The organism is Streptomyces sp. MMG1121, assembly GCF_001280015.1.
Classification (GTDB): domain Bacteria; phylum Actinomycetota; class Actinomycetes; order Streptomycetales; family Streptomycetaceae; genus Streptomyces.
In genome coordinates, this window is record NZ_LGDV01000219.1 from 12836 (window position 1) to 39603 (window position 26768).

At 68.7% G+C, this 26768-nt stretch carries 19 protein-coding genes; 8 read left to right on the top strand and 11 right to left on the bottom strand.

Going from position 1 to position 26768, the window contains the following annotated elements:
* Positions 1-240: 240 nt before the first annotated feature.
* The 5 genes from eccCa (at position 241) to ADK64_RS32260 (ending at position 8952) form a co-directional block, all read left to right on the top strand.
* Complete coding sequence (gene eccCa / locus ADK64_RS32245) at positions 241-4206, top strand: type VII secretion protein EccCa (RefSeq protein WP_053664881.1); 3966 nt, start codon at positions 241-243, stop codon at positions 4204-4206.
* Between the two features lie 242 nt (positions 4207-4448).
* Entirely contained in the window at positions 4449-4910 is a 462-nt protein-coding gene (locus ADK64_RS32250) for a hypothetical protein (RefSeq protein WP_053664883.1), read from the top strand.
* A gap of 4 nt (positions 4911-4914) precedes the next feature.
* On the top strand, positions 4915-7200 hold the full coding sequence (locus tag ADK64_RS32255; RefSeq protein ID WP_053664885.1) for a DUF6571 family protein: 2286 nt from the start codon (positions 4915-4917) through the stop codon (positions 7198-7200).
* A gap of 39 nt (positions 7201-7239) precedes the next feature.
* Positions 7240-7905: a hypothetical protein gene (locus ADK64_RS46230; RefSeq protein WP_159046379.1), complete on the top strand. Its 666-nt coding sequence runs from the start codon at positions 7240-7242 to the stop codon at positions 7903-7905.
* Positions 7906-8028: 123 nt separating this feature from the next.
* Positions 8029-8952: an IS630 family transposase gene (locus ADK64_RS32260; RefSeq protein WP_078992974.1), complete on the top strand. Its 924-nt coding sequence runs from the start codon at positions 8029-8031 to the stop codon at positions 8950-8952.
* 196 nt (positions 8953-9148) lie between these two features.
* On the opposite strand, the gene ADK64_RS32265 is transcribed toward ADK64_RS32260, so the two are convergent.
* The 11 genes from ADK64_RS32265 to eccB all read right to left on the bottom strand — a co-directional run bounded on the left by ADK64_RS32265 (position 9149) and on the right by eccB (position 23078).
* Entirely contained in the window at positions 9149-11257 is a 2109-nt protein-coding gene (locus ADK64_RS32265; RefSeq protein ID WP_053664887.1) for a protein kinase domain-containing protein, read from the bottom strand.
* A 120-nt stretch (positions 11258-11377) separates the two neighbouring features.
* Positions 11378-13585, bottom strand: a complete 2208-nt coding sequence (locus tag ADK64_RS32270) for a protein kinase domain-containing protein (protein ID WP_078992975.1) — start codon at positions 13583-13585, stop codon at positions 11378-11380.
* Between the two features lie 13 nt (positions 13586-13598).
* Complete coding sequence (locus ADK64_RS32275) at positions 13599-14579, bottom strand: hypothetical protein (RefSeq protein WP_063789986.1); 981 nt, start codon at positions 14577-14579, stop codon at positions 13599-13601.
* Between the two features lie 132 nt (positions 14580-14711).
* Positions 14712-15011 (bottom strand): WXG100 family type VII secretion target, encoded by a 300-nt coding sequence (locus ADK64_RS32280; RefSeq protein ID WP_053664889.1) that lies wholly within the window; start codon positions 15009-15011, stop codon positions 14712-14714.
* 77 nt (positions 15012-15088) lie between these two features.
* Positions 15089-15439: a WXG100 family type VII secretion target gene (locus ADK64_RS32285; RefSeq protein ID WP_053664891.1), complete on the bottom strand. Its 351-nt coding sequence runs from the start codon at positions 15437-15439 to the stop codon at positions 15089-15091.
* Positions 15440-15581: 142 nt separating this feature from the next.
* The gene (locus ADK64_RS32290) at positions 15582-16808 is read right to left on the bottom strand and encodes a S8 family serine peptidase (protein ID WP_324614468.1); all 1227 of its coding nucleotides are present in this window, start codon (positions 16806-16808) and stop codon (positions 15582-15584) included.
* Positions 16809-16898: 90 nt separating this feature from the next.
* Positions 16899-18701 carry a hypothetical protein gene (locus ADK64_RS45405; protein ID WP_053664893.1) on the bottom strand — a complete coding sequence of 601 codons (1803 nt, stop codon included), beginning with the start codon at positions 18699-18701 and terminating at the stop codon, positions 16899-16901.
* Positions 18702-18703: 2 nt separating this feature from the next.
* Positions 18704-19117 (bottom strand): hypothetical protein, encoded by a 414-nt coding sequence (locus ADK64_RS32300; RefSeq protein ID WP_234384787.1) that lies wholly within the window; start codon positions 19115-19117, stop codon positions 18704-18706.
* A 523-nt stretch (positions 19118-19640) separates the two neighbouring features.
* Positions 19641-20249: a hypothetical protein gene (locus ADK64_RS32305; protein ID WP_053664897.1), complete on the bottom strand. Its 609-nt coding sequence runs from the start codon at positions 20247-20249 to the stop codon at positions 19641-19643.
* A complete protein-coding gene (gene mycP, locus ADK64_RS32310; protein ID WP_078992978.1) occupies positions 20246-21526 on the bottom strand; it encodes a type VII secretion-associated serine protease mycosin in 1281 nt (426 codons plus the stop codon). The genes ADK64_RS32305 and mycP overlap by 4 nt, the downstream gene beginning before the upstream one ends.
* 28 nt (positions 21527-21554) lie before the next feature.
* The gene (eccB, locus tag ADK64_RS32315; RefSeq protein ID WP_053664899.1) at positions 21555-23078 is read right to left on the bottom strand and encodes a type VII secretion protein EccB; all 1524 of its coding nucleotides are present in this window, start codon (positions 23076-23078) and stop codon (positions 21555-21557) included.
* A 205-nt stretch (positions 23079-23283) separates the two neighbouring features.
* On the opposite strand from eccB, the gene eccE reads away from it, so the two are divergent.
* The 3 genes from eccE to ADK64_RS32330 all read left to right on the top strand — a co-directional run.
* Complete coding sequence (gene eccE / locus ADK64_RS32320) at positions 23284-24654, top strand: type VII secretion protein EccE (RefSeq protein WP_053664901.1); 1371 nt, start codon at positions 23284-23286, stop codon at positions 24652-24654.
* 8 nt (positions 24655-24662) lie between these two features.
* Entirely contained in the window at positions 24663-25418 is a 756-nt protein-coding gene (locus tag ADK64_RS32325; protein WP_078992979.1) for a hypothetical protein, read from the top strand.
* 358 nt (positions 25419-25776) lie between these two features.
* Positions 25777-26768 (top strand): SCO5717 family growth-regulating ATPase (locus ADK64_RS32330; RefSeq protein ID WP_267888583.1); only part of this gene is annotated, 992 nt, incomplete at its 3' end.

The window sequence follows — 26768 nt, forward strand, 5'->3', positions numbered from 1 at the left end:
CCGCGCTCCACCGGTCGGCCGGGCGGCCGCAGCCGGGGTCTGCGAGGAGGTACTTCCTTCGAACAGTTGTGGAATGCCCGGGTTTTCCCGGAAGGATTCGCAACTGCTCACGCGTCTCACCGGCACCCTACCGCCCGCCGTTGTCAGTGGTTGTCAGTAGGATCGCGCTTCGCGGTCGACGTTCGCCTGACACGGGGCGGCGGACGAAACATCTCGGTCCGGCAAGGGAATTGGTGCGTAGTGAGCCACATCGTCGTCAAGCGCCCACCACGGGCACTGCCGAAGGAAGTGCCCACGGACGAGGTCGTACTGCAAGCTCCGCCGGAACTGCCGCGCGGGCAGCAGGAAGGCGCACTGATGCAGCTCCTGCCCATGCTCGGCATGGGCGGATCCGTGGTGTTCTTCTTCAACCCGCAGGCCCAGCCCTTCATGAAGATCATGGGCATGGTCATGGTGGCGTCGACGATCGGCATGGGCATCTCGATGCTCGTCCGCTATCGCCGCGGCAGCCAGGGGCAGATGGCCGACCTGCGACGTGACTACCTCCGCTACCTGTCACAGACCCGGCGCGGTGCGATGGACACCGCGAAGTCCCAGCGCGACGCCCAGTTCTATCTGCACCCTTCGCCGGAGCAACTGTGGGCACTGGTCGCCGAGGGCAGCCGGGTGTGGGAACGGCGTTCCGCCGACGAGGACTTCGGACAGGTGCGGGTGGGCCTCGGTCCGCAGGCCCTGGCCACTCCCCTGGTCCCGCCGCAGACCGCCCCGGTCGACGAGCTGGAGCCGCTGACCGCGGGCGCCATGCAGCGCTTCCTGGCCACACACGGCACCATCGAGGACCTGCCGATGGCGGTCTCGCTGCGAGCCTTCTACCACGTGACGATCAGCGGCGAGCCGGGCACCGTGCGCGGCACCGCGCGGGCCGTCGCCGCCTCCCTCGCCTCCCTGCACTCCCCCGAGGACCTGGTCATCGCCGTCGTCACCGGGCGTGAGTCGGTGCCCGAGTGGGAGTGGGCCAAGTGGCTCCCGCACGTGCAGGCCCCGGGCCTCGCCGACGGCGCCGGCAGCATCCGCCTGATCACCACGGACCCGGTGGAGCTGGAGGACCGGCTCGCCTCCCGGCTGGAAGGCCGCCCGCGTTTCCACCCCGGCGGAGCGCCCGTCGCAGACCAGCCGCAGCTGGTGGTCGTGCTCGACGGCATCTCCCTGCCGCCCGCGTCGTTGCTGGCCAGCCCGGAGGGTATGCAGGGCGTGACCGTCCTGGAGGTCGTGCCCGGCGACCTCACCAGCGGCCGCGGCGATCTGTCCATCGTGGTGCAACCGAAGGAACTGCGCCTGGAGTCGGCGCACGGCATGGTCTACGAGGGGACGCCGGACGTCCTGTCCTACGAGGCCGCGGAGGCTCTCGCGCGCCAGCTCGCGCCGTTGCGGATGGCGTCGGGTGGGGACGACGATGAACCGCTGCTCGCCAACCTGGAGTTCACGGACCTGTTGAACCTGGGCGACGCCGCCTCGGTCGACCCGAAGCGCACGTGGCGGCCGCGCTCGCAGTCGGAGCGGCTGCGCGTGCCGATCGGTCTCGGCGAGGACGGCCGGCCCGTGATGCTCGACCTCAAGGAAGCCGCCCAGGAGGGCATGGGCCCGCACGGCCTGTGCGTCGGCGCGACCGGTTCCGGCAAGTCGGAGCTGCTGCGCACCCTGGTGCTGGGCCTCGCGGTCACGCACTCCTCCGAGACCCTGAACTTCGTCCTCGCGGACTTCAAGGGTGGCGCGACCTTCGCCGGCATGGCCCAGATGCCGCACGTGGCGGCGGTCATCACCAACCTGGCCGACGACCTCACCCTGGTCGACCGCATGGGCGACTCGATCCGCGGTGAACTCAACCGCCGCCAGGAGATGCTGCGCGACGCGGGCAACTACGCCAACATCCACGACTACGAGAAGGCCCGCGCGGCAGGCGCCCCGCTCCAGCCGATCCCCTCCCTCGTGCTGGTGATCGACGAGTTCAGCGAGCTGCTGACCGCGAAGCCGGACTTCATCGAGATGTTCGTGCAGATCGGCCGTATCGGCCGTTCGCTGGGCGTGCACCTGCTCCTGGCCTCGCAGCGCCTGGAAGAGGGCCGGCTGCGCGGCCTGGAGACGTATCTGTCGTACCGCATCGGTCTGCGCACGTTCTCCGCGGCGGAGTCCCGCGCGGCACTCGGCGTCCCCGACGCCTACGAACTGCCGAACGTCCCGGGTTCCGGCTTCCTGAAGTTCGGTACCGACGAGATGGTCCGCTTCAAGGCCGCCTACGTCTCCGGGGTGTACCGCACCAGCTCGCAGCAGGCGGCGGCGCTCGGCGGCCCGCTGCCCGTCGACCGCAGGCCGGTCCTCTTCACCGCGGCGGAGGTGCCGGTCCAATACGCGCCGGTCCCGCAGCAGCGCCGGGCGACGGCCGAGGAGCAGCAGGACGACGCGCTCGCCGACACCGTGCTCGACGTGATCGTGCGGCGCCTGGAGGCGCAGGGCCCGGCCGCCCACCAGGTGTGGCTGCCCCCGCTGGACAGCCCGCCGTCGCTCGACGCGCTGCTGCCGGGGCTCGCCCCGGTGTCTGGCCGCGGCATGACCCAGCCCGGTTACGAGGGCGCGGGGCGGCTCGTCGTTCCGGCCGGCCTCATCGACAAGCCGTACGAGCAGCGGCGCGACCCGCTGTGGGTCGACTTCGGCGGCGCGGCCGGCCACATGCAGATCATCGGCGGTCCGCAGTCCGGCAAGTCGACGCTGCTGCGCTCGATCATCGCGGCGTTCGCGCTCACGCACACCCCGCGGGAGGTGCAGTTCTACGGCCTGGACTTCGGTGGTGGCGGTATGGCCTCGGTGGCCGGCCTGCCGCACGTGGGCGGCGTCGCCTCGCGTCTGGACCCCGAGAAGGTCCGGCGTACGGCGGCCGAGGTGTACGGCGTGATGACCCGTCGCGAGGAGTACTTCCGCGCCTCCGGGATCTCTTCCATCGCCGAGTTCCGCTCGCGTCGCGCGCGTGGTGAGATCTCGGTGACCGACCAGCCGTGGGGCGACGTCTTCCTGGTCATCGACGGCTGGGGCAACTTCAAGACGGACTACGAGGCCCTGGAGCCGCTGATCCTGGACATCGCCGCGCGCGGTCTGGGCTACGGCATCCACCTGATCCTCACCGGTTCGCGCTCGATGGAGGTCCGCGCGAACCTCAAGGACCACCTGATGAACCGTCTGGAGCTGCGGCTGGGCGACCCCATGGACTCGGAGGTCGACCGCAGGGTCGCGGCCAACGTCCCCACCGGGGTGCCGGGCCGCGGTCTGACCCCGCAGAAGCAGCACTTCATGGCGGCGGTTCCGCGTATCGACGGCCTGTCCTCCGACACCGACCTCGCCGAGGCGACGACCGCCCTCGCTGCCGAGGTCACCCGCCACTGGCAGGAACCCGGTGCGCCGAAGGTACGCCTGCTGCCGCGCGAGTTCCCCGCGGCCCAGCTCCCGCCGGGCGACCGTTTCCCGGACCGGGGCGTCTCCTTCGCCCTCGACGAGGACAACCTCGAGCCGGTGTTCGTGGACTTCGAACAGGACCCGTTCTTCCTGGTGTTCGGAGAGAGCGAGTCCGGCAAGTCGAACCTGCTGAAGCTGCTGATCAAGCGTCTCACCGAGCGGTACGACGGGGACGCCTGCAAGCTCTTCGTCGTCGACAACCGCCGCTCGCTGCTCGGGGTGACCCCGGACTCGCACCTGGCCGAGTACATCCCGATGTCGAACCAGATGCAGCACCACATGGACGCGCTGGCCGACCTGATGCAGCGCCGCACGCCCACGGCCGACGTGACCCCTGAGCAGCTGCGCAACCGCAGCTGGTGGCGGGGCCCGGCGGTGTACGTCGTCATCGACGACTACGACCTGGTGTCCACGTCGAGCGGCAACCCGCTGGCGGGCCTGACGGAAATGCTCCCGTTCGCCCGCGACGTCGGCGTCCGCTTCATCATCGCCCGGTCCACGGCGGGCTCGGGGCGCGCCGGTTACGAGTCCTTCATGCAGCGCATCAAGGAACTCGGCGCCCAGGGCGTGGTCCTCTCGGGCGACCCGGCCGAGGGCGACCTGCTGGGCGGCGTCCGCCCGCGGCCGATGCCGGCGGGACGGGGCACCTTCGTGTCGCGGAAGAGGGGCAAGCCGATGGTGCAGGTCGGACTCATGGAGTCCTAGTTCTCCGAAGCCGTTCCCGAACGGCTCCTCCCCCAACCTGGATGCCGCGGACCATGCCGGTCCGCGGCATCTTGCCGTTGTGTGCAGGGGTGAGGTGCAGGCCTTGTGCGCAATCGGGATTGGTGCTGTGCCCGTCCCGGCACCCTGCTATTTTTACCAACGCTAGACGATCCACAGGGATGTGCCAGACGGTTCATATGGAATTCGATGACCGAGCGGGCACTGCGCGGGGGTGATCATCCATGGCATGGGACGAGTGGGAGCAGCTCAAGACGGACGCGCAGGCGCGTCGGCAGGCTGGGGCGACGCACATGCAGCTCAACCAACTGGCCACTCCCGATGGAGGCGGCGGCAGCAGCCCGCGCGGTGACCTCACCGCCCACCAGAAGGACCTTGCCGGGATCGGCTCAGCAGCACACGACCTCTTCAACGAATTCAGCGGATGCAGTGATTACTCCCGCCTCTCCTCCATGAAGGCAGCCGGAGGACTCAAGAGCGAGGGCTTCGCCATCGGGGCCGCACTCGATCACGTCGCCGAGCGCTGGATCGACCAAGTCCAGACCCTGCTGGACGCCTGCGCCCACATCTCCAACCACCTGCGCTACACAGCGAACCAGCACGCGGCCGACGAGTCCTACATCGCCGGCACGCTGAGCAGCATCTCCCAGCTGGACCAGGGCTTCGACGAGCGAAAGGGCAGCTGACGCAATGGATCTCGATGCGCTCCGTCACGGCAACTTCTCGCAGCTCGGAGAGGCCATCACCGACTGGGAGAAGATGACCAAGGATCTTGCGACCCTGAAAGAGGACGCCAGGAGCCACCTCAAGTCCCGTGCGGACAAGGCCAACTGGGCCGGCGTCAACGCACAGGTGAGTCGCGAGTTCATCGACAAGACCGCGGAGGAGTTCGCAGACGCCCACGCGCAGGCGGACTCCGTCACGAAGATCCTCAAGGACACACGCGGCGAGCTCATCGGCTACCGGAGCGAACTGAACGAGACCCTCGAACGCCCCCCGTACAAGTACTGCACGGTCATCGACACCGGCCACGGCACCTTCAGCGTCACCGGGAATCCCCGCCCCGACTGGGCCTCCGACCCGAGCGGCGAGACGAGCGCGGTCAGCCAGAAGGACGTCAACGATCTCCGTAACGAGATCCAGCGCATCCTCAACAAGGCGACCGAAAGCGACAACACTGCGGCAAAGGCACTCAAACTTCTCGTCGACCAGGCCAAGTACGGCTTCTCCAGCGCTCACTATGAGAACCGGGACGAAGCTGCCAAGGCAGTCGCGGACGCCGACCGGATGGCCAAAATCCTCGCCAAGAACCCCCATGACGTGACGAACACAGAGCTCGCGTCGCTCAACGCCACCTTGGCCAAGTACAAGAACGATCCGCTCTTCGCGGAAGAGTTCGCCACGCAGGTCGGCCCGAAGAAGGTACTCACCTTCTGGGCCGGCATTGCCGACCCCTACCAGGGCGCCTACGACCCTGACCGCGCCAAGCAGGCCAAGCAACTCCAGAAGAACCTCGGAACCACCATCGGTCTGGCCACCCTCTCCGACAGCGACAGGATGCAGAGCTGGGAGAAGCAGATGATCAAGCTGGGTCCCGACCAGCTCGGCATCGACGACGCCAGCAATCCGACCGGTTACGCCGCGATGAGCAACCTCATGCGCTTCGGCGACTACGACGACCAGTTCCTCAACAGCTACGGCGACAAGCTCCTGGCTTACGACAAGAAGGTCAACGGCGAGGGCATCAACCTCTGGGTCAACAACGCCAACCAGGGCGACCTCAACTACTGGGGCTACAAGAACGACCGCGGCCGCGATCCCGTGACCGGGTTCCTCGAGGCGCTCGGTCATAACCCGGATGCGTCGACGCAGTTCTTCGAACAGCCCGAGGGCGCTGGCGACACCGTCAACAAGGACTCCGAGGTGAACGACCATCTCAAGTACCTGACCAAGGAGCGTGTCTGGACGGCTGACACCACCCTTGAGGGCAAGGATGGATACGTGGCGGGCAGGGATTCGCTCGGGCACGCCCTGGAGGCGGCCACAACCGGATTTGCGTACGACGCCACCGAAAACCAGATCAACACCGGCGGCGAACACCGCACGTCGGCGACGGCTGGCGTGATGGAGCAGGTGTCGTATCTCTACGGCAGCCAGGACGGCCCGAAAATGCTGCACAACCAGCCCGAGTTGGCTGACAGTCTGGGCAAGATCGCCGGCGCGTACATCGATGACATCGACCACGACTTGTCCGGTGTCGGTGAGTACGAGAAAGATTCGGGCACCTTCCCGGCGAAATACGGTGGGCGTGCGAACTTCACCCAGGAAGGTGCCATCAATTTCCTCAGCGTACTCGGCCAGGATGAAAACGCTCACCGTGCCGTCACCGCAGCGCAGCACCTGTATACGCTCAGCGCTCTCGACGCCTACCCTCCGACCAGCGATGCCAACATCCAGCATGCTCACGATGCGCTGAGCGCAGGGGCCCAGGCGCGTGGCATCCTTGACAACTCCCGCGTCCAGCAGGCTGAGACGACGTACAAGGAGGACGCGGAAGAGGCCAACAAGTCCCTGGGCCGGTCCGCCGAATGGATCAAGCTAGGGGTGGGGACGACCGTAGGGGTCGGTATCGGAGCCATCCCTCTGCCGGGATCCACGGCTGCAGCAGTGGTCATCGCACCAATCGCCGCGGACACTGCCGGAGAAGCAATCAACACCTTCATCGGTCAGCAGATCGACAAGGGGGTCGACGGCAGCGAGCAAGACCCCACAGAGAAATCCCAGCTGACCGGCAGCGCGTTCTACAAGAAGGGCGAGAACCAACTGGGCTCCGCCTACCACACATATATCAAGGACAGTCCTAAGGCCGCCGAAGTCGCCAACGATCAGAACTGGAACGACGACATCAAAAGCGCGTACCTGGGGATTGGTTCCAACGAGAACGATTATCGAGGACGGGCTCCGTACAAGGACTGATTTGTGCAGCAGACAAGCGAACCATCACAGAGCCGACCGATGAAATTCGAAATCCTGCACCCAGCATGGGGCGCACTGGCGCTCATCTTGAGTGTCTCCGCGTGCAGTGGGCATCACGACAGCAAGCAGGAGACGACCCTCAGCGCATTCCAGGTCTGCGACTCCACACTCGACTCGTCAGCAGTCGCGTCCCTTCAACGCATGGGCGCCACCGAGAAATTCTCCGAACTCCCCGGAACCGATGACGTCGGGCATGCCAACAAATTCTCACTGAGACGCGCAGCAGGCACTCTTCATGACGACATCACCAAGCGGAACCAGTGCGACGTCTTCAAGTCGGGCGACAAAACCGGCCATTCATTGATCGAAGTGGATTTCTCCGCATCTCGGGATCATCCGAGTGTAAACAGTTCATCTGTGCAAGGAGAATCCGAGAACACACTCTATCCGATCGGCGTTTACGCAAAAGTGCACGCACGCACCAGCGCTACTTTGTACTTCAAGTGCACCACATACGGATCCACAAAAACGGCGGACTCGACTCCGTATGTCCGCGGGTACCTTTACAGCACGCCAGATCAAGCGTCCCCCAATACCACAGGGAAAGACTTGATGGTCATACTGAATTCCATCTCACGCAGCATGGCGAAGCAACTCGGTTGCGCTTCTCAGGCGGCTCTTCCCTCACGGGTTCCGAGCACCTAGTGTGATGCGCCAGAAATCCTGAGGGTTAGTAAGTATCCTGTTCTCATGTCGCATTCGGGGCCCTCTGCTGTAGCGATCACGTTGTCCGAGGCCGAGCGCGTCGAGTTGGAGCGCCGGACGAAAATGCCGCACCGGCGCTCGGCCGAGAAGGCCCGCATCATCCTGGCGTGTGCTGACGGCATGTCAAACGCGGCAGTCGCTCGGCTCGTCGGTGTCCAGGCCAAGACGGTCGGCAAGTGGCGTCGGGCTTTCGCCGCAGAACGGGTGGCTGGGCTTGAGGACGCCGGCTGGATCGGCCGGCCGAAGGCCGACCTGATCCTCGACGATGCTGAGCGCAGGCAACTGCAGCAGTGGGCGCGACAGGCCAAGACCGCCCAGTTCCTCGCATTGCGAGCCAAGATCGTGCTGCGCTGCGCGGAGGGCGGGACGAACCAGCAGGCCGCGGCCGACCTCGGCATCGACAGGTCGACCGTGGACCGCTGGCGGGCCCGGTTCATCGCGAAACGCCTCGATGGTCTGCAGGACGAGCCGCGCTCGGGCCGGCCGCCCTCGATCCTCCTCGACCAGGTCGAGGAGGTCGTCGTGACCACCCTGGAGTCGGTCCCAGGCAAGGACACGCACTGGTCACGGGCCTCGATGGCCCAGCGCACCGGCCTGCCGAAATCGACGATCGGGCGAATCTGGAAGCGGTTCGACCTCAAGCCCCACCTGCAGGACTCGTTCAAGCTGTCCACCGATCCGCAGTTCGTCGCCAAGGTCGTCGACGTCGTGGGCCTGTACCATCACCCGCCCGAGAAGGCGGTCGTGCTCTGCGTGGACGCGAAGAGCCAGATCCAGGCGCTGGACCGGTCCCAGCCGGTGCTGCCGGGCATGCCCGAACGGCGTACCCACGACTATCACCGGCACGGCATCACTGCGTGGATCGACACCTGGAACGAGAACCCGCGGCCCTTCACTTGGACCAAGACAGCCGACGAGATCCTCAACTCCCTCGCCGACTACCTCACCAAAGTCGGAACCACCGGCCAGAAAACAGAGCAGAACTAACCCTCAGGATTTCTGGCGCATCACACTAGCAGCCCGCGCTCTGGTTCGTGCCCCCTGAAGTGCTTCGTCTCGGTAAGCCGAGACGACGCAGGTCCAGGCGGTGGATCGGACGCAGCCCGTAGCCCCGGTCGCCTTCACTGTCGCCGAGAGGCAACAGCACGACCAGCGCACCGGATCCAGCGCGCGAGCGGCACGCTCAGAATGTGGAAAGAGCGATGACCGAGCTGTCACACATGACGAAGACACGGTTTCCGGCCGCGGCCAAGAGGGCGTATTGGGGATCGGGAACCATATAGCTCCATGGAGCCTTTCCGTCCGAGGCCCGCACGGCATTGATCAACAGCTGGGGCCCGGCCCCGGTGCTGGCGCTGCCGAACGTCCAGACCGCGTGGCCCTGTCGTACCACGAGGCCTCCGTAACTGGCGTTCTGCGACGCAGACCACCGCACCTTGCCGTCGCGCTTGTCCAGGCAGTTGGTGGTGTCACCCGCGTTCACATAGACCGCATCCGCGTCCACCGCGGGAATGCCCCACTTGTACCCGTCGGTCGACCAGTCGTCGAGCTTGGTGTTCCAGGCCCTCTTCCCGTCACTGAGCCGGCGGGCGTCCAGGGACTTGCCGTTGATGTAGACCATGTCGTCGTAGACGGCCGGGCGGACCGTGACGTCCTGGTCCTGGTCCATTCGGGTCCATGCCGTGCTGCCATTGCTGGTGTGCACCACGAGCACGGTCCCGTCCGTGGTCGACATGACCAGTCTGCCCCGGCCGACGACAGCCGGGCTGAGTACCTTTCCCCGGAAGCCGGCAGGAACGGTCACAGTCCAGCGGACTGTCGCATCGGAGCGGTTCACACTGCGCAGCCGGTGGTCGTTCGTCACGAAATACACCGCGTCGCCGTCGGCCGCGAGCAGCCTCGCCGCCTCCGCTTCCGGGCACGTCCACTTGGGTTCGCCGGTGGAGGGCACGAAAGTCCATAGGACGCCCTTGCTGTCGGCGCCGATGACCAGCCGGTCGGAGAGCGACAGGTAGCCGTTGTTCACGCTGAGGTGAGGTGCGCTCCAGCGACGCTTGCCATTGGTGATGTCGAATCCCGCGATACCGCCGGTCGCGACTCCGAAGACAATGACGTCCCCGATCGGCAGCAGCGTCCGGGAGTAGGCGGCGTCCGCCTCCCCGTGCACTTCCCAGAGGTCCGTCGGCTGGACGTCGTTGTTGATCGGGTCCTTCACGCCCTTGTCCAGCTTCTGCATGGGGACGGGCACCGCCGGAGGAATGTCGAAAGGACCGCTCTTCGTGGATCCGCCCCGCCGTCCGAACCACCAAGCCGCCGTGCCACCCCCGCCCGCCAGCACCACACCTCCGGCGGCGAGCCCGGTGAGCAGACGCCTGCGAGTGGCGGACGGAGCCGTCTCGGTCGTGACCGGCGCGGTCAGCCGACGGGCCCCGGCCTCCCGCTCCCTGATGGCGTCGGAGACCGGTCCGCGCCGCCACACCCGGTCGGCCCCCTTGGGCGCCGCCACGGCCTGGACGATCTGGGTCGGGGCGGGACGCGCAGCGGCGTCCTTGGCGAGGCAGGGCGCGATCAGGGTCCGCATCTTCGGCTCGATTCCGCCGAGTCGAGGTTCCTCGTGCACCACCGCGTACTGAACGGCCGCGACATGCGAGCCCTCGTACGCCCGTCTGCCGGTGGCCGCGTAGACCAGCACCGCGCCGAGCGAGAACACGTCCGCCGAGGGGGCCACCCGCTGTCCGAGAACCTGCTCGGGGGCGCCGTACCCCGGCGTCACGGGCACCTGACCGGTCGTGGTCAGGGTCAGCCCGTGCTCGGGCCGGGCGATGCCGAAGTCGATGACGCGTGGTCCGGCCGAGGTGAGCACGATGTTGGGCGGCTTCAGGTCGCGGTGGATGAACCCGGCGGCATGGATGTCGGCGAGGGTCCGGGCGAGCGCGGCGGCAAGGGCACGCAGAGCCGGCTCGTCGAGAGGTCCGTAGGTGTCGACGGCCTGGTCCAGGGTGAGCCCCGCGAGGAACTCGGTGGCGATCCACGGCCGTCCGCCCTCGGTCCACGCGCCGAGCACGTTCGCGATGCCGTTGCTCCGCACCGCCTGGGCGGCCTGCGCCTCGCGCAGGAACCGCTGGGCGAGGTTGGTGTCGTGGGCGAGTTCGGGCCTGAGCACCTTGACGGCGGCCAGGCTGCCGGCGCCGTCCTGGCCGACGTAGACCTTGCCCATGCCGCCTTCCCCGAGGACGCCGAGAACGCGATAGGGACCGAGGCGGAGTGGATCGCCGGTACCGAGAGGTTTCATGGAGGGCCTTCTGCACGGGGGGAGGTCGGCGGGGGCGGCCGAGCGGCGAGCCGTCGCCATGCGGTGCTCCGCATGGCCGGCGTTCCGCCGCTTCGAGGTCACTTCACTGGAGAGGTCACTTCACCGGAGGGGATAGGCGGTCAGGTACTGACGGTCCACGCTGAGGACCAACTGGGAGTCCGCGTCCGCGTAGAACTGCTTGCCGCTCGTCTGGTACGTCAGCGAGGTCCGGTGGTTCGACAGGCTGATCGCTCGCAGCAGGGTCCCGTTCTTGTAGTACGCGTAGCGGGTGCCGAGCACGGGCGGCCACGACGTGGACGCCTCGCCCACCTCCCCGCCCTGCTCGGTCCAGAGCACCTTTCCGCTGCGCGCGTCCACCGCCGTCAGACCGGTGCCGACGCCCACGGCGTACAGCACACCCGCCTTGAGCACCGGTGGCCCGTATGCGTGTTCCGTCGAGGTCTGCCACGCCACGGACCCGTCGCTCAGCCGCAGCGCCCAGAGCCGGCTGCCACCGAGATACAGGTGATCGCTGTCGGCGGCGATCCCGCCCCGCAGGATGTCCGGATCGTCGACGCCGTACGGCCGCTCCCACAGGACGGCTCCGGTCGAGGCGTCCCGTACGACGACGTGGACGGTCCACTCCTTCACCTCCTGGAGGGTCACCAGACGGTTGCCGATGACCTTCGCGGCGAGGAAGTGCAGCCTCTTGCTTTCGTCGGGCCGTGTGGGCAGTGGCTTCGACCACAGTGGCTTGCCGGTGCCGGTGCCGGTGCCGATGTCGACGGCGCGAAGGGTGAAGGTCTGCGCGGGCGTGAAGTAGCCGACTTCATGGTATTTGCCGTTGCCCACGGCGACGTACGCGGCGCGGTCGGTGACGCAGAGGAGCTGATGCGTCTCGAGCTCGTCGTTGGTGGACGTGAACCGGGCCAGGGTCCTGACGGCCTTTCCGTTCCTCGGATCGGCGGTCTGGAGGGTGACGGCGGACCCGATCCCACTGTCGGTGTCCGCCTTGATCAGCAGCCAGTAGAGCCGGCCACCCGCCACGAGCGTCTGCCAGCCGTGCTCGCCCGGGTAGGCCTCCCACTTGCGGGCCCCGCTCGCCGGACTGAGACCTTCGGTCACATATCCCGTGGGAACGACGATCACACCGCCGATCGCCTGAGGGGCAACCAGGCCGAAATCACTCGCGACCGAGGAATCGAAGGCGTACGTCCACAGTGGCCCGATGTTCCGCGTCCGGTGAGCGCTGTCCTGCGCGGCCGTACCGCCGCCGCTCCGCGCTGCGGCGCGTTCTTGCCACCACCACGCGCCGCCGCCGGCCGCCGCTGCGACCGCCAGTGCTCCACCGACGGCCAGGAACCTGCGCCGTGACGGGCGAGCGCCGACCGCGGTGGCGCCGACAGCGCCCTGCGGCCCGACCGCCGGCGCGGGCAGCCGCTGTGGCATCGACCGCCATACGCCGGCTGCCCGATGACCGATGTCCGCGAGCAGCTCGGGGGGCAGGTGTTCGGCGAACTCGCCCTTGCCGTCGTGGAGTTGAGCGGCGAGTTGCGCCGTGGTCGGCCGCTCCGCCGGTTCCTTGGCCAGACACTGGGCCAGCACCGGCACGAGCGCGGCCGGTACGCCGCTCAGGTCCGCCTCCGCGTACCGCACCCGATACAGCAGATCGGCCGCCTGTCCGTGCCCGAACGGGCCCCGGCCGGTGGCCGCGTACACCAGCACCCCGGCGAGCGCGAACACATCGCCGGCCGCGTCGTGCTCCTGCCCGGTCGCCTGTTCCGGCGACATGAAGGCCGGGGTACCGACGGCGGCACCGGCGCGGGTCAGCCGGTCGTCGCCGATGGCCCGCGCGATGCCGAAGTCGATGACCTTCGGTCCGTAGGCGGTGACGAGGATGTTGGACGGCTTGAGGTCACGGTGCACGACGTCCGACCGGTGCAGCTGGCCGAGGGCCGAGCACAGGGCGGCCCCCAGGGCACGTACGGACTGTTCGGGCAGCGGTCCCCCGGCCTCGACGGCCTCGTCGAGCGGCGGCCCGAGCACGTACTCCGTGGCCAGCCAGGGCGTCTCCGCAAGCGGATCCGCGTCCATCACCCGCGCCCCGAACTGCTCGCCGATGACCCGGGCCGCGTCCGCCTCCAGCCGAAAACGGGTGCGGGCGGCGGAATCCGTGGCGATCGCGGCGTACATGGTCTTCAGGGCGACGGTACGTCCGCCGGCCGAGCGTGCGACGTAGACGGTCCCCATGCCTCCGCTGCCGAGCCGGGCGATGAGCCGGTAGGGGCCGAGGGCGACGGGGTCGTCGTGGGTGAGGGGAGTCGGCATCGGGTTCTTGTCGTCAGTGGCTGGGGCGGGGTGCGGGGGCCGGGAAGGGCGTGCCGCCCGGTGGCCGGGCCGGGTGCACCGGCGCCCGCTCCGGTACGGGAACTTCCGCGGCCAGCACGGACGCCGACTGGTGGACGATGGCGCCGACGAGCCGGGCGGGCAGCCAGCCGGGACCGAGCAGCGCGTCCGCATGCGTGGGCGCGGCGAAGCCCGCTGGGGCGTCCGGCTGGGCGCCTCCCGCCAAATCGGCCACGATCTCGGTGAGTTGTGGCCGATGAGCCGGGTCGCGGGACAGGCAACGGGTGATCAGCGAACGCAGCGTGGGCGGCAGTTCCTCCCGCTCCGGCGTGGTGAATCCCGTGGCGGCGTAGGCCAGCGTCGCGCCGAGTGCGTAGACGTCACCCAACGGGCGGGGCTGGCCGCCCGCGGCCTGCTCGGGCGGCAGACTGCCGGGATCGAGACCCGGCGCCTCCCGCCGTGCGACGCCGTCCGGCGCCGCGGCCCGTACCGCCCCGAAGCAGGTGAGCCGGGGACCGTCCGCGGCGATGAGCACGGCGGACGGGCAGAGCCCGGCGTGGGTCAGGTTCTGCCCGTGCATCACGGCGAGGTTCTCGGCCAGCGCGAGGGCGAGTGCCCTGACCGTCGGCTCGGGGAGCGGGCCGCCGTGCACGGTGAGGGCGACGGGCAGGGGAAGGGCGGGCAGGTAAGGACGCGCATGCCAGGGCAGTTCGCCAGGGGCGGCGAGTTCGACGGCCGGCAGGACCCAGGACCCGAGAAGAAAACGAGAGGCGTCGGCCTCGGCCATGAAGCGCTGCGGGTCCACGCCGGCCAAGGGCCTGCTGATCAGTACGGTGCGGTCGCCGTCGACGCTGCGGGCGATGAAGCGGTGCTCGGGGACGGGCGTGTGTGCCGTGATGCCGGTGTCGATACGCGTGACGACCGTGTACGGGCCGATCTGTCTCGTCCCCCGGGTACCCGGTCCGGTGCCTGACACGCGTATGCCCCCTCTTCGTCCCTCTGACGTCTTTCTGGCGTGTTTCCGGCTCAGCTCAGCGGCTCGGCACAAATGCAGGGTGGGCGCCTCCCGCGCGCGCCCACCCTGCAGTTGCTTCTTGCGAGCCTTGGCCTAGTGGAAGTAGCTGGCCGCCTTCTTGTCGCCTTCCATGTACGTACCGCCGGACTGGGCGACGACGTGACCGATGCCCTGCAGGGCCTGGTGGATGTCGTTCGCCTCCTTGTCCCAGCGCTGCAGCTTCTCGTGGAAGGTGCCCTGGGCCTGGCCCTCCCAGTACTGCTGGCTCTTCACGACCAGGCCGCGGAGCTCTGCCAGATCCCGCTCGAGCTGGCTCGCCTGGTTACCGATGTTGGTTGCGGCGTGGTCGAGCCCGTCATAAGTGACGGACAGCCCATCGGCGTTGTTGCCCATGCGTGTTACCTCGTCTCGCTGGTGTGTACGTGATGAGTGCGCCGGATTCCCGGCGGAGGTTCTCTGTCTCGCTCGACTCAGTAGGAGCTGAGGGAAGACGTCGGAACGGTGGGAGCGCCGTCCTGGAGGTCGATCTTGTTGACCGCCGCGCGGACCTCGTCTTCCTTGCTGTCCTTGATGTTGCGCGTCGTGGTCATCGCCTCGATGACGTCACCGAGGATGTTGCCGATGTTCCGCAGCGACTGGTTGATCTCGTACTGCTTCTTGTCGAACGCGGCACGGCCGATACCGTGCCACTGGCCCTCAAGGCCGTCGATGACACCCTGGAGGGCGTGCACGCGCTTCTGGATGCCCTCGTACTTCTCCACCATCTGCTTCTCGAGGTGGACTACTGCGGCATCTTCGAGCTTCTGCTTTCCGCCGGCCATGATCGGCCCTGCCTTTCGTGTGTCCGTTGTTGATCTGATGGTTTCGGCTCACCACTGCTGCTTGTCGCTTCCAGCAGAGAGCACGCAGTGTCTGTCCTGCCCCCACGGCACCGGGCCGCCAGGCCTGTTGGCACTGAGGACGTCACCTGGCGCGTCGTGCCCCCGCGAGAGCCCATGCGCCACCGCCGATCACGACGACCGCACCGACGGCGCCCAGTGCGATCCAAGTGGTGTTGCCGCCACCGCCATTCGACGACCCCGCACTCGATCCTGCCGCCGAGGTCGCACCGCTGGAACCCTTTTGCTGGGCTTGTGACGTGGCTGATGCAGAAGGAGAAGAGGAGTCTTTGGGGGCGACAGGGGCTACGCTCGCCCACTGCTTGCCGTCCTGTTTCTGGAGCGGATCGACATTGGCGGGGCCGGGGTCGTAATTCTTGTCTTCCAGGACGACGCGGGGACGGATGACTCCGTAGCCGAGGTACTTGCTCGGTTTGTCCTTCGGCCAGGTGCGTCCGGCGGTGTCGAGGAGCGCCCGTTCAACCTGATACAGAGTCCAGTCGGGGTGTGCGGACCAGATCAGGGCGGCGGCGGCTGAGGTGAGCGCGGTGGCCGGACTCGTACCCTGACGGTTGTCGCAGTAACGGACGGTGCCGCCGTCACAATAGCCCGGATATCCCTCACCAGGAGCCGCCAGATCGGCATATCCTCCGCTCGAGGAAAAGCTCGACGCCGTAAGGGACTTGCCGACGGAGGCGACGCCGAGGACGTATGGGTACGCGGCTGGATAATCGGCAGGGCCGTTCTTCCCCTCGTTACCCACTGCCGTGATCAGCAACTTGCCCTTCGAGAGCGCGTATTTGACCGCAGCCTCATCCTCACTGAGACTCATCCCACCGAATGACATGCTGATGATCTTTGCGTCAGTGTCGGCAGCGGCTCTCAGCGCTTGTGCCGGCTCCGGAACCCTGGCCTGTTCCTTCGCCGACCCTTTGATGCCGTCGAGTTTGACGCGGTAAGGGACGATCTTCGCTCCTGGTGCCAGCCCCTTCAGTCCACCACCAGCCCCGGTACCTGCGATCAGCTCGGCCATGGTCGTGCCGTGGCCCGTGTAGTCGTCCGTCGAGCGATAGGCCACTGCCTTGGGAACTTCATCGGTCAGGACCTGTCCCTTGAGCGACGGCGTGATCGCCACCCCGGTGTCGATGACCGCGATCTTGACGCCCTTTCCCGTGCTCGCCTTCCACATCTGTTCGGCTTGCATGGGGCCCAAGTACCACTGCTTCGACTGTTCGTCGGATGCAGCGGCACCCGGGGCCAGACCGACGGTCACGACGGTCAGGGCGCCGACGACCGCGCCCACCGCGCGCACTCGTCTTCCGTAGCGCGCACTGCGGAGCTCAGCCTGCTCGGCTCGTCGGCTGGTCCCTGACTTCATGGCGTTGGATGTCCTCGCTTGCGTTCAGTTGGTGACCGGCGGTACTTCGCGCCGGGGTTTGTTCGGCAGGTGCGTCTCTTCGTCCTCGACCAGGTAGTCGGGGCGCGACGATCGCTCCTTCTTCTCGTCGCCGGGCTTCGCCTCGTGACCGGATCCACGCGTAAGCCCGACGCCACCACGGGTCATGCCCTTTCGCTCGGCTCCCGCCGCGGAGGTCCGTGCGGTCGGCCGGCCCGTGACGGTCTCGGACGATCCGGTGCCCGCACGGGAGCCGGCCGCACCCGAACCGGGCCGCTCGGTGGCCTCAGGCGCTCCGAAGACGCCACGCTGACCGACCCGGCCGGTGGTGGGCCGGGAGGTGGCCCCTTCCTCGCCACCGATGACCGTGCCGCGAGGGATCCTCGACGCGTTCTTGGCCGACGGATTCGTGGTGGAGGGCCGTCCACCAACCACGCCGTTGGTGCGGCCGGCGCCGGTGGTCGGCCCGCCCGCCGTGCGGGATGCCGACGGGCCTGTGGGGCGCGGCGTACCGCCAGTGATCCCGCGGCCCATGGGGGAGGATGCCCTCGGCCCGGAACCTGTGCCCTTGGCAACGGACTGGCCCGTCGACGTCGCGCGACCCATCGGGTCCGTGGGTCCTCGCCCGGTGGAGCGACCGGAGCCCGGCTCGGACAAGCCGGACGTACCCGCGCGCCCCTGAGCGGTCGGCGGGTTACGGAACCCGCCGGTGCCGCTCAAAGTCCGGCCCGAAGCGGGGTTGGGCATGGGGACCCTGAGACCACCGCCGTCGAACACATTGGGCTGGCTGCCGGTCGTGGGCGGCGTGCCGGTGACCGGCGGAGTGTGGCTTGGCCCGGGTGTGGTGGTCGTGGGCGGCGGCAGTGTGCCGGTGGTGTCGATGTGCGTACCCACCGGCAGGTCCGGGTGCTTGACCTGGTCCGTGGCGTGTCTTGCCGGCGCTGGCGTGTCGCTTGCGGGTGACGGCGTGCCGTTCGTGCCGTTCACGGCCACATGGCGCGCCGGCTGCACCGTCGGATGATGCCCCCCGACCGCATTCGGGCTCGTGCTGTGGGAGCCATGCGAAGGGGATCCCTGAGGAGCGGAATCGTCATCACGTTTAGGCCTGGGCACCCCGACGTTCGGAAGGCTGCCGAAGTCAGGCGCGTTCTTGTGCAAGTCCTGCAGCGCCGCGTCCGACACCGCGTAATACGACGCCAACCGGTTCATCTGGTTGACCGCCTCTTGACGGTGCTGCTCCACCTTCACGGCAGCGGCGTACTCGTCCTTGTTCGCCGTCTTCTCAGCCGTCGTGAACTTGTCCGGCCGCTTTCGGCTCGCCTCCGTGTCGCGGGGAGGCATGGCGTGGACGACGGACGCCAGTCCCTCGGAGGCCGCGACGATCGAGTCGCCGGATCCGCCCGCGAAGTCAGCCAGCCCGTGTGCGTGCTTGACGAGATTGTCGCCCCATGTGCGGAAGTCGTCGCCCGCCTTGCCGACCCAAGGGACCGAATCGAACTTGCCCTTGAGCGTTTCAGCAGCCTGCTTGATGGCATCGCGCGCGCCCCAGAGAGCCCGGCCGGAGGACTCCAGGTCCTCCGGATCCGTCCGCTCGACCAGGTCCTTCATCGCGTTGAGGTCGTAGTCGTCGAATTCCGTGCGCTTGACCATGGCCTGCCCGAAGGGGGTGGCCTTGGTCGTCACACGAACGATTTCGAGGGGGTTGAAAAAGAGACTGCCACCGGTGGGCTCCCCGAGCCCTCGGGCAAGGTCGGTGAACTTGTTCTCCGCGGAGACCCGGTCCATGTCCGCCTGGTACTTGTCGGTCATCCTCAGATCTCTCCCTTCTCGCCACCGCCGGTGTTCTTTTCGTCCTGCGGGTTGAGCTGCTTAATCTCCGCCTGGATCTCGTAGAACCTGCGACGCTGCTCTTCCTCAAGGCCGTTGAAAGTGCCCTTCGCGCCCTGGACCGCGATGCCGATCGCCTCGATCTGCAGATGCAGGGTCTTGGAAAGGTCCGTGAGCGCCTGGTGGACCGCGTTGAACGTCCCGTACAGGGCGTCGGCCTCATGGAAGGCCGCGGACCCGCTCCTGAGCGACGTGTGCCGGATCGCCTGCTCCCCGACCCGCGCCGGATTGCCCGGCGACTTCTCAAGATCTGCCAGAGCACTGTCCACCGTCGCGACGAACTGCTTCAGAGCGTCACTGCTGACCTTGAGGTTCGCCGCCGAACCGCCCCCGCCCATGTTCCTCCCCGTTTCCCCGTACACCATCCGGCCCGACCGGATCGAGACCGACCTTCCTCTGGCCGTCGATCACCAAGCAAGCCGTGCCTCACAGCACCTGACCACTCTAGTCAACCTGCTCAACGGGTCCAACCGGCATATGTATTGGCTCGGTTACGGCTCTGGACCGCACACTGCGGTTTGCCCGATTTGCTCCTGCGCGACCGAGGGGGACGCGGGCCGTCGGCCATGCACACTTGCGGGACCGGCCAAATCTGACGTGGTCACGACCGCCCGAGCGACATCATCCGGACCTTTGCAGGACTTCCACACGCGACCGATCGATGCGGCTCGCCGCCCGGCGTCGCGGCCCCAGAGCTCGGATGGCAAGCCGAGTACACGCGCAGGCCGAGCCGGACCGTCAGCCGCCGGTGGACCATCGGGCGTGTGACCCGCCGCGGAACGCCGTTCACAAGGCCGACTGGACCCGGCGCGGCGTGGGCTTCGGCAAGCCCTGAGGCCGGCCCCCGCCAGCACTCCCCGGTCAGCATTCCCCACTGCGCAGTTTCACCGTCAGCCGGTACCCGCGGTACGCCAGAGCGCCCTCGCCGCCGCTGATACCCGGCGGCGTGTAGTCGTCCTTCACCGACCGGCTGCGCTCGATGTGCGTGCAGAACGACGCGTCCGCGCCGTCCGCCATGACGGTGAGATACGCGTCGTCGTCCGTGTCGGCGTCGGAGGGGGTGGCGGTCACGCCGGATGCGGGGGCGTCCGCGCCGCTGTACTGGGTCACCTTGCCCTCCAGCAGCGACGCGTAGTCGTCGAAGTAGAGCGGCGTGCCGGAGTCGTCGGCCGTGAACCGGTAACCGTCCAGGTCCTCCGCGGCCTGCCGTACCGCACCGGTCAGTTCGCGGTCGTTCCATGACATGCCGTCGGAGACGCCGAGGCCCTGGACGGCCGCGTAGACGCCGATGCAGGCCATGGTCACGAGGACGACCCTCGCGACGACGAAGGCGGAGTCGGGCACGTCCGGGGCCGACGGGTTGATGCCCTGGCGCCAGGCACGCACCCGGTCCGCCCTCACGCAGGCCATGGCCAGGAGCACGGCGGACGCGATCAGGAGCAGGACGTTCAGTTTGTCCAGGGCGTTCACCGGCCGGTCTCCAGCCGCCCACCACGCCGGCGTCGCGCGTCGCGGACCGCCACGGCCGTGCCGCTCAGGCCCGCCACCAAGACGAAGCTTCCGACCACCACGTAGGTCGCCATACGGTTGTCGCGTTGCTGGGCCGTCTCGCCGAAGTGCAGAGGCGTGACGGACGGGGCCTCGCCCCTGACCACGCCGTCCTCGGGCGTGGGTGATTCCACGGGATGCTCCGGGTCGACGTCCGTCAGTGCCTTCACCGGGTCCACGACACCCCAGCCCACCAGCCGGTCATGACCCGGGATCGAGCGTTCCGCGGTCTGTTCGATCTGGGCGACGACCTGTTGGGCCGTCCAGTTCGGGTACTTGGACTTGAGCAGGGCCGCGACGCCCGCCACGTACGGCGCCGAGAAGCTCGTGCCGTTGTCCGAGCAGTGACCGCCGCCGGGAACCGTGGAGATCATGTCGACGCCGGGAGCGGCGACCCCCACGAAATCCCCCGACTGTGAAAAGGCGGCCCGTTCGTTGTTGCGGTCTGAGGCAGCCACCGCCAGAACGTCCTTGTACGACGCCGGGTACGTCACCTTGACGTTGCCGCCCAGGCCGTCGTTGCCGGCCGAGGCCACGACGACGACCTTGTGGTCCAGGGCGTAGTTGACGGCCCCGAGCAGATTCGGGCCGCCCGCGACCGCGTTGGCCGTGTCCTGGGAGATGTTGATGACATCCGCGCCCTTGTCGACCGCCTGGCGGATCGCCCTGGCCAGGGTGTCCGCCGTGCCGTCGCCGTCGGCGTCGTTCTGCTTGATCGGGATGATCGTCGCGTCCGGGGCCAGACCGACGAAGCCTGTTCCCGTCGCCGGGCGGGCCGCGATGATGCCCGCCACGCGCGTGCCGTGGCCGACGGTGTCCGTGGTGCCCGAGTTGTTGCCGCGGTCTATCTTCTCGCCCTTGGCGTTCTTGGACGGCAGCAGGTTCTCCCCCTTGGCCGCGTTCACGGCCTTGGCGAGCTGGGGGTTCTTGACGTCGACCCCGGTGTCGATCACGGCCACCTGGACGTGCTTGCCCGTCGACACCGCCCACAATTCGTCCAGGTTGACGCGTTGCAGCGCCCACGGCCGGCCCACGTACTTCTTCGACGGGAACGTGCACTGACCGTCGTCCGCCCGGGCCGGGGAAGCGGGCAGGAACACCACGGTGGTCGTCGCCGTGAGGACCACCGCGGCGGCCGTGGCAGCCGTACGGGCCACGGTTCCCGACACCGCGGTTCCCGACGTCCTTGCCTTCAGCATGGGTTCGCTCTCCTCAGCCGCCGCGCCGTCACGAGCCCTGCGGCTGCCGCGCCGCCGCCTCGGACAGGCGCGGACCGGTCGGCAGGAACGTCGACCACGCCATGGGGATGGGCGTAGGCGTCACCTTCTCGTAGCCGAGGCGGGTCTGGGCGATCTTCGCCTCGCTCAGCTCCTGCTTGCGCTGGTTTGCGGAGGTGCCGATGCCCTGATCGTCGGTGGCGCTGTCGCTGTTGGACTGCAGGGCGTAGCGCAGGCCGGTGTCGGTGACCAGGAAGACGCTGCCGGCCGAGGTCTCCGTGCCCTGGAACTGACGGTAGAGCTGGCCGGAGCCCGGAGTGGCGTACGCACTGGAGGATCCGGTGGGCAGCTGGGCGGGAAAGTCGGTGCCGACCCAGGTCGAGAGGGTGGTGCTGCCCTTGTCACCGACGGAGCGCAGCACGTTGCAGACCGTGTTGCGGCCACTGGTGGTGCTGGAGCCGTCGTTCACCGTCCTCGGCTTGTACGTCGGCCAGTTCTTTCCCCCCTCGAACGTCGTGCTGTCGTCGGCCGCGCTGGGGCTGACCTGCTGCGCCTCACCAGCCTGGCCGACGTTGATGAGGGCGCCGCTGTTGAGGAGGAGGGTGGCCGTGAACTCGGAGATGCGGGCCACCTTCCCCCGCAGTACGACGTAGTACGTCATCGTCTGGCCGTCGTACGCCTTGATGACCTCGCCGATCTTGTCGTTCTGCCCCAGCAGAGGGGAGGCGTTGGCCTTCTGTCCGGGCGTGCCCTGAATCTTCGGAATCGAGATCGGGTCGCCCTTGTGCAGGGTGTCGAGCCAGTCCTGGGAGACGCGCTGCGGGGTGCGGCCCTGGGTGTCGAGGGCCTTGAGCAGTTCCTTGTCGTTCGGGTCGGCGATCTCGTACGCCGTGCCCTGCGCGTCGACGACGTACTGGGTCTTGCCGTCCGGGGCGACGACGTACATCAGGTCGCCGCCGGTGAGCTTGGAGGGCCCGTCCGTCTTGGACCATTCCTTCTCGGCGAGGACGAACGCCGCTTTCTGGATGGCCCGGCCGCCGTCGCCGGGACGCTCGCAGACCGCCCAGCGTTTGGCGGCCGACGCCTCGTCCGCGGAGGGCAGGCGGTCGGGGGCGTAGGGGATGCCGATGGTCGCGCCGTGCGGGGGCTTGCCGCTGTCCAGGATCTTCTCGTCGACGGTGATGACGCTGTCGTTGCTGGGGTCCAGCAGGAGCTTGGCCGAGGCCATGTTGAGGACCGGGTGCAACTGGACCTGCTTGCCCGTCTTCAGGACGACGTACCGGGTGGTCGACTTGCTCGCGACGATGACGTGTTCGCCCGGTGTGTCCCAGCCCTTGGGCGCCGTCGGGCTGAACATGCCGATGGCGCCGAACACGGCGAGGGTCACGGCGCCGACGACGAGGCCCGGCACCAGTGCGCCCAGCGGCTTGGGGGCACCTTCCTCGGAGCCCGACGGGGAAGGCTGCAGGAATGACGCGAGCGTGCGGCGCTTCGCGAAGGTGTAGGCGTTGAGTTCGTCCCGCCGTGATGCCATCTGTGTCCGCTCTCTCCCCGTTGCGGAGCCGTGGGGAACCTGTGAAGATCCGTCCCCCGCCTCGGTTGCCTCTGCTGCCTCGACTGTCAGAGCCGCCCCCTACTATGCCTGTTGCGTGGACGTGCTCGTGGCACGGGTAGGGTGCTGACGGCTTGCAGGGACCGGAGCGCATGGGTTTCCGGGAGAGTTCGGGGGTTTTGGACAGATGGCTTCCGCAACGCGGACCCGGTCGCGATCGCAATCGAGGTCACACTCGGCTGGTGCGCGCCGGTCGGGCACCCGCGGCTCGTCCTCCTCCCGGCCGGCCGCCCAGCAGCCACGCACTCCCTACCAGGGCGCTTTCACCCCGCAGTTGGAGTCCCGTTCGGGACGCGGCGGTTCGTTCGCGCTGCAGCGGCTGGTGCTGCTGGAGATCGCGGGCGCACTCGTGGTGTGCGGATGGCTCGTGGACACGATCGCACTGATCGCCGCCATCCCGGTCGCCGCCCTGCTCGTGGTGCTCGCCGTCGTACGACGCCGGGGGCGCTCACTGCCCGAATGGCTCAGCACCTTGCTGGCGCTGCGAGCCCGCAGGCGGCGCGCGGAGAGCACGCCGGTACCGCCGGGTACCGACTCCGGTCTCGCGCCCGCCGTGGAGTGTGACCCGACCCTGCGCACCCACAGCTACAGTCGCGGCGACGACCGCGACCAGCGGCCGATCGGGATGGTGGGTGACGGCGGCTTCCTGACCGCGGTGCTCCAGGTGGAGTCCGATGCGGACGCGCTGCGCGCAGAGCGCGGCCGCAGACCGCTGCCGGTCGCCCTGGTCCGGGATGTCCTCGAAGTGGACGGCATCCGGCTGGAGTCGGCACAGATCGTGGTGCACACCCAGCCCGCTCCGGCGCTGCATCTGCCTCAGCAGTCGGTCGTGGTCAGCAACTACGCGCCCCTGCAGGCCGAGACCGGCTCCCCCGCCGTACGCATCACCTGGATCGCGCTCAAGCTCGACCCCGAGCTGTGCCCGGAGGCGGTGGCCGCGCGCGGCGGCGATCTGCTGGGGGCGCAGAAGTGCCTGGTGCGCTCGGCGGAGCATCTGGCCAGCCGCCTGACGGGCGCCGGATTCCGGGCGAGCGTGCTCACCGAGGAAGAGCTGACGGCCGCCATCGCCACGTCCGCGTGCGCCAACCCGATGGTGACGGCACAGGCCGCCCAGGCCGGGCGGGGCGAGTCTCCGCAGCGCCGTACCGAGGAGTCCAGCCGCAGCTGGCGCTGCGACAACCGCCGGCACACGACCTACTGGGTGCGCCGCTGGCCCCAACTGGGCGGCTCCGGCGGCTCGCTGGCGCAGTTGGTGGCGAAGCTGACGGAGGTACCCGCACTCGCGACGACCTTCAGTCTGACGCTGGCCAAGGGAGCGCAGCAGGACGTGTCCATCACGGGCCATCTGCGGATCACCGGCCGCAGCAACCAGGAACTGACCAACGCGCGCCGCGACCTGGAGCTCGCGGCGCGGCAGACACGCACCGGGCTCGCGCGCCTGGACCGTGAACAGCTCCCCGGCGTCCTGGCCACCCTGCCGCTCGGAGGTGCGCGCTGATGACCACGATGACCTCGCCCACGCCGTCGGGCGGGACCTCCTCGACGTCGGGCCTCGGCGAGCGACTGCGCACGGGCTTCGGCCTCCTAGGCCCCCGCCACCCGCGGCACGCACTGCCCGTGGAGCAGGCGGATGCGCTGTCCCTGCCCCTCGGCGACGACGGTGTGGTGGTCGGCGTCAACGCCGAGGGTCAGCCCGCCGTCCTCGGGGTCAACCGTCCGACGCCGTACGACATCGTGCTCATCGGCGGCCTGTGGACCGCGCAGGTCATGGCGCTGCGCGCGGCGGCGACGGGCGCGCGGGTAGCCGTGGAGACAGGGCGGCCCCAGGCCTGGATGCCCATGGTGCACGCCATGGGCGGCGGACAGAACGGCCTGGCGGTGTACGACGTCGGCCGCGTGCCCCCGCAGGGCGCCTCGGCCGGGACGCCGGTGCTGGTCGTGCGCGACTGCGGCATGCGACCGCCGCGCGGGCGCGTGGTGTCGGCGCCGTGGCAGTCCGTCCTCACGCTGCTGCCGTATCTGAGCCCGGTGGCGCCCCGGTTGATGCGTCAGGCGCGTCTGGTGGGCGTGCAGCGGGTGTCACCGGACGAGGCGGCGGAGATCGGGCGGGTGATTGGGCTCCCGCGCCCGGAACTCGAGACGCTGCCCACGCTGCCCGACGGTGTGACGCTCTGGTGCACGGAGCGGGACCGGCAGTACGTGGTGACCCGGGCGACCGACGCCGAGACCGGCCTGCTGGGCGTGGCCCGCCGAATGGACTGACATCTCCCCAACTTGGTCCGGTTTCAAGGCAACTGGCGGACTAAAGTCCGGATTGACCCGCTATCGACGACTGGCCGCGATGCGTCGGCGTCACGTTTTGGTGTACGTACGCGTGCACCGCGGCGGCCTCGAGCCCGGTGTGACGCGTCGGACGGGCACGAAGGGGTGGCCGGGCCTGCCGGCCTCGTCGCATTGGTGATTAGGCTGGGGGCGGGCACGTCGCGAAAATCCCGCGAGCGGGGGTGCGCGCCCCGCACCAAGGGGCCGCTGGGCCCAAGGGGGAAGCCCGGCGAATCGTACGACAGGGACGGTCGCCCCCAGCACGGCATGAGGGTGTTCGACCACACCAGGAGGAACTGTGAACAGCGATCGGGACGGGATCCGCGGGGGCTGGGACACACCCGACGACGACCAGACCGACGCGGAGTCCGCCATCGAGATGACGGGCGAGTTCACCATCGACTACGCGCCGCCCGCCTGGTACACGCAGAACGCGTCGGGTCAGCCCGGCGCGCCTGCCTCCGCACCGGTGCCGCCTCCGCCGCCTGCCGTCCAGCCTTCCGCCACTCCGTCGCAGGGCGCTCCGTTCACTCCGCCGCAGGGGACCCCGTACGCTCCCCCGCCGCCTCCGCCCGCGCCGGCGCACGGCGCCCCCTTCCCGCCGCCCGTGCAGCCCGCGCCGCCGCCCGTGCAGCCCGCGCCGCCTGTCGGGAGTCCTGTGCCCATGCCGCAGTTGCCGCAGGGCTTCGAGCCGCAGCCGCCGCAGGTTGCCCCGCAGGTCCAGCCCGAGGTGCCGGCCGCCGCCGCGGTCGAGCCGGAGACGAGCAACGGGGATCTGGAGAGCGGGGCCACCATGCGGTTCTCCGCCGTGGCCCTGAAGCGCGAGATGGCCGAGATCGCCGAGCGCGCGGCAGCCGTCAAGAAGGACGCCGAATCCGTCGGCACGGGCTCCGCAGAGACTGAGGCGACGGGGACGGCTGACGCCGACAGCACTGGTACCGAGGGCGCCCCGGAGGCCGTGGCGGTTTCGGAGGGCCCTGTCGAGAGTGCCGAGGGGGCGGAGCAGGCTGAGGCCCCGGTCGCCGAGGAGACCTCGGACGGCGCCGACGCGCCCGGCGACGCCGCGGCCGAGAGCGACGGCCCCGACGACTCCCGTGATTCCGATGACTTCGGGGTCGGTGGCGATGCGGATCGGGGCGAGAGCGGCAGCGGTGTCCAGACCGAGGGGACGGACGGCGCGCCACAGGGCTCCGCCGACGGGCCGGACTCCGGTGCCGCCATGTCCGCGGACGGTGTGACACAGGGCGCCGAGGCGCCGGAGGCCACCGCGCAGGACAGCACGGCGGGACC

Bases quoted from the DNA above. Each gene is read 5' to 3' on its own strand.
- ADK64_RS32250 (WP_053664883.1), top strand. From the start codon at position 4,449: ATGGCATGGGACGAGTGGGAGCAGCTCAAGACGGACGCGCAGGCGCGT.
- ADK64_RS32255 (WP_053664885.1), top strand. From the start codon at position 4,915: ATGGATCTCGATGCGCTCCGTCACGGCAACTTCTCGCAGCTCGGAGAG.
- ADK64_RS46230 (WP_159046379.1), top strand. From the start codon at position 7,240: ATGAAATTCGAAATCCTGCACCCAGCATGGGGCGCACTGGCGCTCATC.
- ADK64_RS32260 (WP_078992974.1), top strand. From the start codon at position 8,029: ATGCCGCACCGGCGCTCGGCCGAGAAGGCCCGCATCATCCTGGCGTGT.
- ADK64_RS32265 (WP_053664887.1), bottom strand. From the start codon at position 11,257: ATGAAACCTCTCGGTACCGGCGATCCACTCCGCCTCGGTCCCTATCGC.
- ADK64_RS32270 (WP_078992975.1), bottom strand. From the start codon at position 13,585: ATGCCGACTCCCCTCACCCACGACGACCCCGTCGCCCTCGGCCCCTAC.
- ADK64_RS32280 (WP_053664889.1), bottom strand. From the start codon at position 15,011: ATGGGCAACAACGCCGATGGGCTGTCCGTCACTTATGACGGGCTCGAC.
- ADK64_RS32285 (WP_053664891.1), bottom strand. From the start codon at position 15,439: ATGGCCGGCGGAAAGCAGAAGCTCGAAGATGCCGCAGTAGTCCACCTC.
- ADK64_RS45405 (WP_053664893.1), bottom strand. From the start codon at position 18,701: ATGACCGACAAGTACCAGGCGGACATGGACCGGGTCTCCGCGGAGAAC.
- ADK64_RS32300 (WP_234384787.1), bottom strand. From the start codon at position 19,117: ATGGGCGGGGGCGGTTCGGCGGCGAACCTCAAGGTCAGCAGTGACGCT.
- mycP (WP_078992978.1), bottom strand. From the start codon at position 21,526: ATGCTGAAGGCAAGGACGTCGGGAACCGCGGTGTCGGGAACCGTGGCC.
- eccB (WP_053664899.1), bottom strand. From the start codon at position 23,078: ATGGCATCACGGCGGGACGAACTCAACGCCTACACCTTCGCGAAGCGC.
- eccE (WP_053664901.1), top strand. From the start codon at position 23,284: ATGGCTTCCGCAACGCGGACCCGGTCGCGATCGCAATCGAGGTCACAC.
- ADK64_RS32325 (WP_078992979.1), top strand. From the start codon at position 24,663: ATGACCTCGCCCACGCCGTCGGGCGGGACCTCCTCGACGTCGGGCCTC.